This is a genomic window from Spirochaetota bacterium (assembly GCA_035477215.1).
In the GTDB taxonomy this organism is placed as follows: domain Bacteria; phylum Spirochaetota; class UBA4802; order UBA4802; family UBA5368; genus MVZN01.
The window spans coordinates 1-12633 of record DATIKU010000051.1; the positions used below are offsets into that span (position 1 = coordinate 1).

General features: G+C 59.3%; 11 protein-coding genes. 9 read left to right on the forward strand and 2 right to left on the reverse strand.

What is annotated here, in order from left to right; translation table 11 throughout:
- From VLM75_12360 to VLM75_12390, 7 genes are all read left to right on the forward strand, one after another.
- A partial coding sequence (locus tag VLM75_12360) for a branched-chain amino acid ABC transporter permease (GenBank protein HSV97706.1) occupies positions 1–191 on the forward strand: 191 nt, incomplete at its 5' end.
- Positions 188–493 carry an AzlD domain-containing protein gene (locus VLM75_12365; GenBank protein HSV97707.1) on the forward strand — a complete coding sequence of 102 codons (306 nt, stop codon included), beginning with the start codon at positions 188–190 and terminating at the stop codon, positions 491–493. The genes VLM75_12360 and VLM75_12365, both read left to right, overlap by 4 nt.
- A gap of 113 nt (positions 494–606) precedes the next feature.
- Positions 607–1380, forward strand: coding sequence for a hypothetical protein (locus VLM75_12370; protein ID HSV97708.1), 774 nt, complete (start codon positions 607–609; stop codon positions 1378–1380).
- A gap of 34 nt (positions 1381–1414) precedes the next feature.
- Positions 1415–4822 (forward strand): transcription-repair coupling factor, encoded by a 3408-nt coding sequence (gene mfd / locus VLM75_12375; protein HSV97709.1) that lies wholly within the window; start codon positions 1415–1417, stop codon positions 4820–4822.
- Between the two features lie 92 nt (positions 4823–4914).
- Positions 4915–5565 carry a SurA N-terminal domain-containing protein gene (locus VLM75_12380; protein ID HSV97710.1) on the forward strand — a complete coding sequence of 217 codons (651 nt, stop codon included), beginning with the start codon at positions 4915–4917 and terminating at the stop codon, positions 5563–5565.
- Between the two features lie 158 nt (positions 5566–5723).
- Positions 5724–6299 (forward strand): hypothetical protein, encoded by a 576-nt coding sequence (locus tag VLM75_12385; protein ID HSV97711.1) that lies wholly within the window; start codon positions 5724–5726, stop codon positions 6297–6299.
- Positions 6300–6303: 4 nt separating this feature from the next.
- On the forward strand, positions 6304–7380 hold the full coding sequence (locus tag VLM75_12390) for a hypothetical protein (protein HSV97712.1): 1077 nt from the start codon (positions 6304–6306) through the stop codon (positions 7378–7380).
- On the opposite strand, the gene VLM75_12395 is transcribed toward VLM75_12390, so the two are convergent.
- Complete coding sequence (locus VLM75_12395; protein HSV97713.1) at positions 7374–7940, reverse strand: hypothetical protein; 567 nt, start codon at positions 7938–7940, stop codon at positions 7374–7376. The genes VLM75_12390 and VLM75_12395 overlap by 7 nt on opposite strands.
- A 345-nt stretch (positions 7941–8285) precedes the next feature.
- Here VLM75_12395 and lon point away from each other — a divergent pair, with 345 nt between their 5' ends.
- Positions 8286–10667 (forward strand): endopeptidase La, encoded by a 2382-nt coding sequence (lon, locus tag VLM75_12400; protein HSV97714.1) that lies wholly within the window; start codon positions 8286–8288, stop codon positions 10665–10667.
- An 807-nt stretch (positions 10668–11474) separates the two neighbouring features.
- On the opposite strand, the gene VLM75_12405 is transcribed toward lon, so the two are convergent.
- On the reverse strand, positions 11475–11843 hold the full coding sequence (locus tag VLM75_12405) for a hypothetical protein (protein HSV97715.1): 369 nt from the start codon (positions 11841–11843) through the stop codon (positions 11475–11477).
- Between the two features lie 196 nt (positions 11844–12039).
- Between VLM75_12405 and VLM75_12410 the strand changes: the two genes are divergently transcribed.
- Positions 12040–12567, forward strand: a complete 528-nt coding sequence (locus VLM75_12410; protein ID HSV97716.1) for a hypothetical protein — start codon at positions 12040–12042, stop codon at positions 12565–12567.
- Positions 12568–12633: the final 66 nt, after the last annotated feature.

The window sequence follows — 12633 nt, forward strand, 5'->3', positions numbered from 1 at the left end:
CGGAGATACGTAAATCCCTCGACGCCCTGTTCCTCGCGGGCCTTGCGGGCATGCTGTACCTGGCCGTTCGGCGCTTCGAGCTCCTCCCGGCGGGATGGGGCCTGATCGTCGCCGTCCTCGCGGCGAGCGCGGCCGGGCTTGTGTTCCTTAAAGACGATGAATCCGCGCATTCCGGGGGCTCCGGGGCGTGAAAAACCATCTGCCGCTCATAGTCGGGATGATGCTCGTCACCTACATCCCGCGCCTGCTTCCCCTGCTCGCCGTGCCGCAGCGGACCCTCCACCCGCTGCTACGGCGTTTCCTGACGTACATTCCCTGTACGGTTCTGGGCGCGCTGATTATGAGCGGCATAACCCAGGCGGAGCCGGGCATGACGGGCGCCACGCTCGGCGGCATCGCCGCGGCGGTGGTCTGCTCGTGGCTGCGCGGCGGCCTGGTGGTATCCGTCATGGCGGCAATCGCCGCCGGGTATGGTATTATTTACTTTCAATAAAACCCGCCCGCGGAGGCCCCGTGGCAGGAACACATCACCCCCCGAAAAAAAGTATTGATTTGTCTCCGCCCATCCCTCCTCTTGATATTTTACGGCACCGGCCGGAAACCGCCATGAGAAAAGTCGCCTGCACCATCATTTTTGCCGCCGCGCTCGCGCCGATGTTCGCGCCGCCGGCGGCGCGCGCACAGGGGCTCATTCGCCCCATCGTGCATCCGTCCGAAACGACCGGGCTCGCCATGCCCGTGTTCATCTGGCAGGACATGTACATCGCCGACGACGCGAAGAAGGGCATCCGCCACCGGCTGACAATCAGGGACCGCAACCGGACCGACGCAACGCCCGTGGCCCTCATTATGAACCCGGAAATTTATTACCGCCAGTACTACGCGTTCCGCCTGCCCTCACCGCTTTCGCCGGGCCGGTACGAATACACGATCGAGCGCATGAGCGGCGCCTCCTCGCTCACCACGCGCCATTATCATTACGCGCGCTATCCGATACAACGCGAGTTCGAGCTCTCCTCCGAAAAGACCGACCTGGACGGGCTGCCGCCGGGCTATCTCATACCGTGGCTCCACACGGACCGCGATAACCGGTTGCAGAACGGCTACAACAGCCTCTTCTTCGCCGGGGGCGCGGCGATTTCGTTCGGCATGGGACTTCTCTTTTACTCGGTGATCGATCTTGGCGTGATAAGCACCGTCATCTACGTGCTGGCCTTCACCTCCTCGGCGACGGGGATCACCGCCTCGGCCTATTACGGCTGCCGCTATTTTGCGACGAAGCGGAAGCTCGCCCGGATCATGGATCTCGGCAAAAACGCCGCGCTTAATGGCGGCGTGCTCGACGACACCGTCATGTCGGAGATCGAATTCCGCTACTAGCGCCCCCCGGCGCCCTGTCGACCGGTATACCATCATGCTACTCGAACCGATAACACGAACATTTACGGGCTCCGGCGAATTCGCCGACTATCGCGCGCGGCGCGGGGAGAGGCTCTCGATCGAGGGCATAGCGCCCTCGTCGTTTCCGTTCATCGTGGCCTCCATCTTTAACGAGAGCCCCGCGCAGACCCTGGTCGTTACCAAAAACGCCCAGGCCATGCAGGAGTTCGCCCTGGACCTCTCGTGCTTCACCGACGCCCGGAACGTCTACACGCTCGCCCCGTACGAGACACTTCCCTACGAGTTCGTCTCGCCGCCCGAGAAGGTGCTGCGCGACCGCGTTACAACCCTTTATAAAATGGCCGGCGGCGGGCCCTGCATTGTGGTGGCCACCGTGGAATCGCTCATGCGAAGCGTCCCTCCGCGCGATTTTCTGCTTAAAAAAGGCATTACGCTTACCGCCGGCGAGGATTACCCCTTCGACGACGTGGCCGAGGCGCTGGTGGACTACGGCTACACGCGCGAGCACCGCGTGGAGTCGTTCGGCCAGTTCTCGATAAAGGGAGGCATCATCGACGTGTTTCTGCCCACGGGCGACAACCCCGTGCGTCTGGACTTTTTCGGCGATACGCTTGAATCGATCCGCGAGTTCGACGTGGAGAGCCAGATATCGTTCTCGAAACACGGCTCGGTCACCGTCTATCCACGCAGGGAGCTGGTGCTCGGCGTCTCTGAGCTTTCGGCGCTTCGCGCGGCGGTGGCGCGGCAACGCGGCGGACGCGACGTTCCCGGCACTTACCTGGGCACCGACGACGGGGGCTCCACGCTTCCCGGCATCGAAGACGTCTTTCCGCTTGTGGCGCCCGGGGTAAGCCCGCTGTCCTACCTCGGTGCAAAGCGAAGGATATTCTTTCTCGAGACCATGGAGCTCATCGTTCAGCGCGACCGGCTTTTGAAAGTCTTCAGCGAGCTGTACCAGCGAAAGTCGTCCTCGGTTTTCTGCCTGCCGCCGGACGAGCTTTTACGCGCGTCCTCGTTCGACGAGGCGCGCGGCGAATCCACCGAGCTTCAGGTGTTTACGGTTTCGTCCAACGCGCTCCAATGGCGCATGCGGAGCATCCCGAACTACCACGGCAAGATAAAGCAGGTGCGCGAGGATCTCGCCGGCCGAATAGCCGACGGCTGGCGCGCCGTCATCTGCACCGCCTTCGAGGGACAGGCTCGCCGCCTCTACGACCTCTTCGGCGAGCTCGGCCCGGCGGAGGGCTTCGAGGAGCTCGATTCGGACGCGCCGTTTTCGATCGTGCTCGCACCGCTGCGCGAGGGCGTGGAGATCGCCGCGGTCAAGGCGCTCCTCCTCACCGATCACGACATCTTCGGCAAATCGTACCGCAAGAAGAAGCAGTTCAAGCGAAAGTCCTCGCGGCCCATCGAGTCGTTCCTGGAGCTTTCCGCCGGCGACTTCGTGGTGCACATCAACCACGGCATCGGCGTCTTCAAAGGGATCGAGCGCATGGCCGCAGGCGGCGTGGAGCGCGACTTTCTGCTCATCGAGTACGAGGGGGCCGACCGGCTTTACGTGTCTCTGGACCAGATCACCATGGTGCAGAAGTACATCGGCATGGACGGGCGCACGCCGCGCATCGACGCGCTGGGGAAAAAGTCGGCGTGGAACCGCATCAAGGAGCGGGTTCAGCGCTCGGTGGAGGAGATCGCCGGCGAGCTCATCCAGATATATTCGAAACGCAGGGCCATGAAGGGCTACCAGTTTCCGCCCGACACGGTGTGGCAGGAGGAGTTCGAGTCGAAGTTCGAGTACGAGGAGACGCCCGACCAGATCACCTCGGTCGAGGACATCAAGGACGACATGGAGAAGGCCGAGCCCATGGACCGCCTGGTGTGCGGCGATGTCGGCTTCGGCAAGACCGAGGTCGCCATCCGCGCGGCGTTCAAGGCGGTCATGGCGGGGAAGCAGGTCGCCATCCTTGTGCCCACCACGGTACTCGCAATGCAGCACTTCTCGACGTTCAAGAAACGCTTCGCTGACTATCCGGTGAGCGTCGACATGATGTCGCGTTTTCGCTCCTCCACGGAGGTGGCGCGCACGAAGATGAACTTGGCCGAGGGCAGGCTCGACATTGTCATCGGCACGCACGCGCTATTATCGAAGGACATCATCATCAAGAACCTGGGGCTTCTCGTCATCGACGAGGAGCAGCGCTTCGGCGTGCGAGCCAAGGAACAGCTCAAGAAACTGCGGACGCTCGTGGACGTGCTCACCCTTTCGGCCACTCCCATTCCGCGTACGCTCCACATGTCGCTCTCGGGCATCCGCGACCTTTCCATCATAGCCACACCGCCCGAGAACCGGCAGGCCATCGAGACCTATGTAATAGAAGAGAACGCCGACATTGCCCGCAACGCCATCCTAAAGGAGATCGAGCGCGGCGGACAGGTCTTCTACGTACACAACCGCGTGCAGACGATCGACGCGCAGGCGAAGATGCTGGGCGAACTGGTGCCCGAGGCCGCCATCTGCGTGGCGCACGGGCAGATGCACGAGCACGAGTTGGAGGAGGTGATGATCGCCTTCCTGGCCCGCGAGTACGACGTGCTGGTGAGCACCTCGATCATCGAGTCGGGCCTGGACATGCCCAACGTCAACACCATCATCATCAACAGGTCCGACACCTTCGGGCTCTCGCAGCTATACCAGATGAAAGGGCGCGTCGGGCGCTCGGCGGCGCGCGCCTACGCCTACCTCATGTATCCGCGCCACACGGCGCTCTCGGAAACCGCGCAGAAGCGCCTTTCGGTGATCGCCGAGTATTCGGACATCGGCAGCGGCTTCAAGATCGCCATGAAGGATATGGAGATACGCGGCTCGGGAAACATTTTGGGGCACGAGCAGTCGGGAAACATCATGGAGGTCGGTTTCGACCTCTACTGCCAGATGCTCGAGGACGCCGTGCGCAGGCTCAAGGGCGAGCGCCCGGCCCGCTCGTTCCGCACGCCAGTTTTTTTAAAGACCAACTTTTTCATCCCCGAAAGCTACATGGCCGACGAGCGGCAGAAGATCGAGTTCTACAAGCGCCTGGAGTCGTGCGAGCTGGTGGACGAGGTCGAGGAGATCAATAAAGAAATGACGGACCGCTTCGGCGAGCCGCCGGCCGAGGTGCGCGTGCTCGTGGCGCTCGAGAAGATCCGCGCGCTCGCCTCGGCCCTCGAGATCGACGAAATACTTGAAGACTCGCGGGGCGTGCGGATACGGATTTCGGCAACTTCGAGGGTCGAGACCGGCAAGATCGTGGCGCTTTTGAAGAAGGACCGCCGCATTTCGCTCGACCCATCGGACAACGAGATGGTGCTCTTCAAACCCGCCGAGAAGGGGGATGAAAAAAAGCTTTTGGAGCTAAAAAAATGGTTGCAACAAATATCCTGACTCCATAGCGTCCTTCCCTGTCCGGGAGTATTTCGCTTTTCCGGCCGCTTTGCGCGCGCGAACTTCATATAAATGCACAAAGGACCTCTTCCATGAAAAATAGGATTATCGTATCAACGTTCGTGGGCCTTTTCGCGATCGTATCGCTTCTCGGCTCGTGCGGCAAATACGGCGGCGAATGGGTCGCAAAGATCGACGGCGACACCATCACCATCGAAGAACTCAATACGTTCTACTACGCCCAGCAGAAGTCACTGTACAACCTTCCCAAGGAAAAAATAGACGAGCTCGCCGCCGACCCGGCGCAGGTCGCCAAGAACCCGACCCTCAACAAGCAGGAATTTCTGGAGCAGCTCATCCGCCAGCGCCTTGTCTATAAAAAGGCGCTGAGCGACGGCATCGGCAAGGACGACGAGGTCGATGCCCTCATGCAGATGGCGAAGGAGGCCGTTGTCGTGGGCTTCTACGTGCGTGAAAAGTTCAAGAACGAGATAGAGCCCACCGCCGAAGAAATCGAGAACGTCTACCGCCAGCAGGGCGCCCGCTTCAAGGGCGTGCCGGCCGACCAGGCCGAGATGTACATCAAGCAGCAGCTTCAGCAGCAAAAGCTTCAGATAAAGATCCGCGACATGGTCGAGGCGCTCCGCGACGAAAAGGGCATCAAGAAAAACACCGAATTTTTAAAAAAGGAGATGCACAAGGCCGAGAAGAAGGCCGAGGCCGAAGCCCCGGCGGAGAAGTAGATTCCCTCGGCGACGGTGCGCCGTTTCGCGGCTTACCGCGGCATGGCGCGCCGCGCCACACTCCGTTTTATCGTTGACATTCCCGAATAAAGGCCGCATTCTACCGACCGGTCGGCGCCCCGTACGCGGGCGCCAATTCCAGGGATGAAGGTGCGATCATGCTGAAAAATAAAGCGGTACTCTTCACGATGTGCGCGCTTGCGCTCGCCGCCGTCCTCGCCTGCGCGGGCAAGAAGCCGGTACGGTACAGCAAGCAGAAGATAGCCCCGGGAGCAGGAGTGGTCATCGTCGTCGACTGCCCCACCAACATCCAGAACGTCGTACTGGCGAAATTCATGGCGAAGGACTTCCGCGTTAAGGCATTCAACGCCTCCGACGTCTATGCCATGCGCGACGTCTACGATATACGCGATTTCAAAAAGATCGCCTCCGAGTCGTCGCTCGAAGAGGGCGGCTCGCTTTTCACCGCCCAGAAGGCGCACGACAACCTCTACAAGCTCACCATATACAATTACGAGATGCAGAAGGCCGAGACGCTGGGGGAGATGAAGGACCGCTACAATGTGCGCTACCTCATTCTCCTGGAGCTCAACGACTGGGAGCGCGTGAGCTGGGGGCGCGCCATCGACCTGGCGAGCTACGAGCTTGTATGGGTGGAGAACTATCCGACCCGCTACCGCGACAACCTCGAATCGATCATAGACCACTTCATAGACAGCCTCTCCGGAATGTAGGACCGTGAAGCTCCGGCCGCTTCTCATACCGGCGTTCGTGATCGCCGTTTTAGCCGGCGGCGCGGGAAAGGCGACGGCCGACGTAGCCTTCGGCTACCTGCACAACCGTTCGGGGAACGCCAACTACGACTATCTCGAGACCATCTTCCCGAACTCCTTCGCCTCGTCTCTGGCCTCGCAGTACGCCCTTAAAGTGCACAAGCCGGCGGCCGTCGACGAGCGACTCAAAAAGCACGGAGCGGAACTGAAGAAAACCTACACGGCCGGCGAGCTCGCCGGGGTTGCGGGCATCGCGGGCGCCGACTATTTCATAACGGGCTCGTTCCTTCCGCTTCCGGGGAACCGCATCGAGATCCGGCTGAGCATCTGCGAAAGGAAAACGCTCGAGGTGTTCAGCTTCACGAGCACGGGAAGGATGGAAACCGAGATATTCCGCCTGGTCGACCGCGTCGCGCTCGTTGTCGCGACCTACCTGCGCGGGGACGGCCTTTATAAAACGCGCGCCATCCCCGCCGGCACGCGTATCGCGCTGATCACCAACGTCTCCGGCGAGGAGCTCAACCGCTTCTATCTCCCCTTCCTCGAAAAAGGGTATCCGGTGCTCTGCGCGCAGAACAACGATACCGGCACCGTTTGGGACTCTCCGCGGTTCGCGGCCTTCAGATACGTCACCACGAAGACCGGATCGTTCGAGCCCTGCGGCGATGCCCGGAAGGTCCGCTTTTACCACGGCCCGTGGAACAACGCGCGTTTTGACAGCCAGGTCAAAGAAACCCGCGAGTTATTCAGTAAATACGACGGCGCCTACGCGGAAACCAAGGAGAAGGCGCTTGAACGGATGGCCAAGGTATTCAGGGGCTCGGTCGACGTGCTGATGATCGTGGGGTTCAGCGAGGACCGCAGATCGTCGTGGGTGCGCGCATTCGACATGAAGGACAGAAGCCTCTTGTGGATGCAGTCGAACCTGCGGCCCGACTCGCGCTTCGACGACCCGGTCGCGGCGATCGCCGGCAGGCTCGCCGACGAGATGGCCACGGCGCCCGGCGATGCGCCGGCGAAGTGGGCGGTCGGAGCTCAGTAGTCGGAATCTATCGAGCGGTTGCGGCCGAACAGGGTAAAGCGCACGCCGAATAGAACCTGGTAGCCCCCGACGTTTTCGCCCTCGAAGTCATCCGCGTACATCGATTTGTGATAGCCGACCTGAAGGTACGGGGCGATGTGCTGCGTCGCCATCCAGAGAAAGCCCGTCCACGCTCCGAACGCCACGCCCGTCTCGGAGAGCTCTATCATCAGGTTTTTCCGCTCCACCCCGGTTTTGGTCATGCCGACGCCCAATGAGGCAATCCAGTGGAAAGGGACCTCGGAAAAGGCGTACGCATACTCGAAGACGCCCATCACCATGTCGTGCCTGTACCCGGCCTCGTCGGCCGTATTGGCGTCCTCAGTCTTCGAATGGGCGAGCCCCCGTATGAAGATATTGATGTTCTCTCCCGCCTGGAAGCCGACGCCCGCGCCGAAACCGAGCATGGTTTCGGCCTCGCCCGCGTTGGTATAGGCGGCCATACCGTCCAGGTAAACGGCCGCGCTCGCAACCGAGGCGGACAGAAACACGCCGCATAACCCCACAAGGATTCGTTTCACGACAGTTCTCCTTTCAGTACGGGATTCGCGCCCGCTGTGCGCGCACCGCATGCCGACGGCCCATGGTACTTCATAAACGGCGGCGCCGTCAAGTAACATTTCCCGCCGGAAAAAACGCGAGAGGCTCCGTGCCGGGCGACGAGCATGATCGTCGCCCGGTCGTTTGGCGCAAAAACGCGCCGGACACGCCGAAAAATCTTTGAATTATTGAAACCGAACCTGTAGAATTGTACCATACCGGTTGTAAACCCTTCCGTCCGGCCGCCGGGCCAGACGGGGCCCCTCAGTACGACACGGGGCCTGTTCCGTAATAAATACAGCATCAGCATCAAGGAAGGCTTCGAGATGAGCGACAAGGAAAACGCCGAAAGCAACGGTACAAACACCCATCTGATTATACCATCGGAGGTACTGCCCGACGTGCTTCCGATCATACCGGTTTCGCACCGGCCGCTCTTTCCGGGCATGATGATCCCGATGGTCCTGAGCGGGGACCGCATGCTCGCCAGCGCCCGCGAGATCATCGAAAGCGAGAGCAAGGTGGGCGGCGCCGTGCTGATACGCAACCAGCACGACGGCCCAATGTCGTCTGACGACCTGTACGCCGTGGGCACGTCGATCAAGATCATCAAGGTCACCCCGATGGACGAAAAGACCCTTCAGGTGATGATCACCGCCATAAAGCGCTTTACGCTGGCGCAGGCGCTCACCGACGAGCCGGTGACGCGCTGGAGGGTGCACCACAATTACGAGGAGGACGCACCGCCGTCCGAGGACATGAAGGCCTACTCCATGGCGATCATCTCATCGGTGAAGGAGCTCATCAAGTCCAATTCGCTTTTCCAGGAGGAGCTTAGGCTCTTCCTCAACCGCTTCACAATCGAGGACCCCGGCAAGCTCGCCGATTTCGTGGCCTCAATGACCTCATCCGAATCGAGCGAGGTGCAGGAGATTCTGGAAACCTTCGACGTCAGGAAGCGCGTGGAGAAGGTGCTGGTGCTTTTAAAGAAGGAGCTCGAACTCAACAAGATCCAGCGGAAGATCCAGCAGCAGATCGAGGAAAAGCTCCAGCGCAACCAGAAGGAGTTTTTTCTGCGCGAACAGCTCAAGGAGATAAAGAAGGAGCTGGGGCTGGAGAAGGACGAGAAGACCTCGGAGCTCGAGAAGTTCGAGGAGCGCGCCAGGAACCTCGCGCTCACGGAGGAGGCGCGCAAACGCTTCGACGAGGAGCTCGAGAAGCTGCGGGTGCTCGAGCCCCATTCCGCGGAGTACGGCGTGAGCCGCAACTACATGGAGTGGCTTACGTCCCTGCCGTGGGGCGTGTATTCCGTGGACAACTACGACATCGCCAAGGCGCGGAAGGTCCTGGACAGGGACCATTACGGCCTGGAGGACATAAAGGACCGCATCCTCGAATTCATAAGCAAGGGCAGGATGAAGGGAAACATCACCGGATCCATCATCTGCTTCGTGGGGCCTCCTGGCGTGGGGAAGACCTCCATAGGCAAGTCGGTCGCCGAGGCGCTGGGGCGCAAGTTCTACCGGTTCTCGCTGGGCGGCATGCGCGATGAGGCCGAGATAAAGGGGCACCGGCGCACCTATATCGGCGCGATGCCCGGTAAAATCATCCAGAGCCTGAAGCTGGTGGGCACGGCCAACCCCGTCATCATGCTCGACGAGATCGACAAGATCGGCGCGAGCTTCCAGGGCGATCCCGCGTCGGCGCTGCTGGAGGTGCTGGACCCGGAACAGAACTCGCAGTTTCTGGACCATTATCTGGACGTGCGCTTCGACCTTTCGAACATCCTGTTCATCGCGACCTCGAACCAGCTCGATACCATCCCGCCGGCGCTCCTGGACCGCATGGAGCTCATGAAGCTCTCCGGCTATATCCTCGAGGAAAAGCTCGAGATCGCCAAACGCTATCTGGTCCCCAAGCAGCTCAAGGAGCACGGGCTGAAAAGCAGCATGGTATCCATCGACTCGAAGGCGCTTCGAAAGGTCATCGACGGCTACGCGCGCGAGGCGGGCGTGAGGAGCCTGGAGAACAGTATCAAGAAGATCATGCGTAAATGCACCCGCCGCTACGCCGAGGGGGCCGAGGGGAAGATCCACATCACGCCCGAAAACATCGAGGAATTTCTGGGAAAGCCCCTCTTCACCGACGACTCGCTCTATGACGGGGACATCCCCGGGGTGGTGATGGGGCTGGCGTGGACGGCCATGGGTGGCGCAACCCTGTACGTGGAAGCCACCGCCGTCCCGTCGAAGGCCAAGGGCTACAAACAGACGGGGCAGCTCGGAAACGTAATGAAGGAGTCCACGGAGATCGCCTACACCTACATCCACTCGCGCGCGAAGGCCTACGGCATCCCCGAGGACTATTTCGAAAACCACGGCATACACCTGCACGTGCCCGCGGGGGCCACGCCCAAGGACGGGCCGTCGGCCGGCATCACCATGGCGACGGCGCTGTATTCGCTCGCGCGGAACAAGCCGGTTAAAAAGCGCGTCGCCATGACGGGCGAGCTCACCATCACCGGCAAGGTGCTGCCGATCGGCGGAGTAAAGGAAAAGACCCTTGCCGCCAAGCGGGCCCGGGTGAAGACCATCATTTTCCCGCTCGAGAACAAAAAGGACTTCGACGAGCTCCCCGGGCACGTAAAGGCCGGGCTGGACGCGCGATTCGTCAATTATTTCGACGACGTGGTGGCGATAATGTTTTAGCCCGCATGCCGGGATTTTATTCAATTTCATGACAGAAAAGCTTGACAGCACTACAGTATTTTAGTATATTCTTAATGTGATGCGTTGCGCATCCGACCGCGAAAGAATGTGCCGGTGCATTCAAACGGCCGCGGACGTACGGAAGCCTTAGGCATCATACCGGGGAAACAGCGGTATTACTCGAAAATTGAGAGGATCATGATGAACGTCACCATTACCAAAAGCGCCCAGGAAAAGCTTTCAGCCATTATGGCCGAGGCGGAATACAAGAAACCGGCACTTCGAATAGTTTTCTCCGGCATGGGTTGAGGAGGTCCCCGTCTGGGACTGGCTCTGGATGAGTCGGAGGAAACCAAGGACTTTCTCTTCAACAACAACGGCATAGACATTCTCGTGGACAGGGACATGAAGCGGTATATCGACACAGGGGCGCCGGTTACCGTGAACTATCAGGAAACCCCGTACGGGGCCGGGTTCTTTTTAGAGAATGGCTCGCGCTGCGGATAAGAAAGAAGGAGGAACGCCCATGGGTTCGGTCATGTGGCTGGTCGTAATTCTGGCGATCTGGTTCGTATTAAACAGGTGGGTGCTGCCGAAGCTCGGCATACCCACCTGAATGGCCCCCCAGTGTTCGCTGGATCGCGAACAGAAACCGCCGGAGAAGTGACTGTATGAATACGCACAGAGGCGCGAAAGTGATTTCGCGCCTCTGTTGATGTAATATGCGGGCTATAAATTCAGTGATCGTAGAATGGCGGCAAGCTTCGGCTCTTTTTTAGCGTACTCCTTCAACGCCCTCTCCAATTTTTACTCTCTTTCCAAAAGCTCGCTGGTTTTTATGGCGACAGGCTCGAGTGCGGTTCTGCGGTCCCATATCACAAATCCTATCAGAATGCCCATCCCCCCGAACAGAACGCCGAATCCCCAGAACATGAAGCTCTTGATATCATCAAGTTGTCTCCGGATCGATGCGGTACCGGTTTCAACATTCGTTTCAAGCCGAACGATGCGTTCCCGGTCCTGCGTTGTGAATTGTTCCGCGGACGCAAACGCCGTGTAAGCCGTTAAAAAGGCTGTAATAATGGATATTGTTGATCTCCTCATGGTCACCGTTTGAATCGATATCAGAATTGCCGCAAATCCTGGGAACACTGGCTTGATTTCTCGGCTGCGCAACAACTCCACTATAGCTGTTTATCCCCCCTCCTGATTGCCGAATATACCATACCAATACAGTCGGGATAGAGTGGATATATGGCGAAACAAAGCTTGTGTCAAGAGCAAAAACATCCCAAAAATCCTATTGACAATAAGCCCCCCTTCCGGGAAGCTACGGCGACGATATCTTTAACAGGACGGATTGCAGATACTAATGAAAAAATTCATCTTGTTTTCCATGTTAACGCTCATAACGGCCGGCTGCGGCGGCGATGGCGGCGAGAAGGGGGAAACCGGCTTCAAGATAAAGCCGGGCAGCTTGACGGAATTGACGATTCCGGAGAAAAGCCACAATACAAGCTTCACAGCCGGATCGAGCACCTGCACCGCCTCAGATTCATGCTATTCAATCGTATTCGTCGGCACGGTGGACGGTACGTCTTATGTGGGGATTGCCATAAGCAACAATCCATCCGCCGAAAATTACAAGGTGATGATTTATCTTCCGGGCATGTCGTCCGTTCCGCTGGGAGACTTCACTTTGACCCCGACGAACTCGACAATTAAGGTAGTACACAACGGAACCCCTTACGCCGTGCAGGGGGACGACATCACGCTTAATTTTTCCGCACTCCAGCCAAACAATACTTATATCATCACCGGGGGTATGGACAATTCCGTGGTTGTGGGCGGCCAGACACTCACGATCAACTCTATCGTCGCATACAAGGCAGGCAGCTAATGGTCACCATAATCGGCAACAAGATAATAATCGACAGCTCGCGCGCGACGCTCGACGACAAGTCCT

Coding starts and splice junctions, on each gene's coding strand:
- VLM75_12370 (HSV97708.1), top strand. CDS start 607: ATGAGAAAAGTCGCCTGCACCATCATTTTTGCCGCCGCGCTCGCGCCG.
- mfd (HSV97709.1), top strand. CDS start 1,415: ATGCTACTCGAACCGATAACACGAACATTTACGGGCTCCGGCGAATTC.
- VLM75_12380 (HSV97710.1), top strand. CDS start 4,915: ATGAAAAATAGGATTATCGTATCAACGTTCGTGGGCCTTTTCGCGATC.
- VLM75_12385 (HSV97711.1), top strand. CDS start 5,724: ATGCTGAAAAATAAAGCGGTACTCTTCACGATGTGCGCGCTTGCGCTC.
- lon (HSV97714.1), top strand. CDS start 8,286: ATGAGCGACAAGGAAAACGCCGAAAGCAACGGTACAAACACCCATCTG.
- VLM75_12410 (HSV97716.1), top strand. CDS start 12,040: ATGAAAAAATTCATCTTGTTTTCCATGTTAACGCTCATAACGGCCGGC.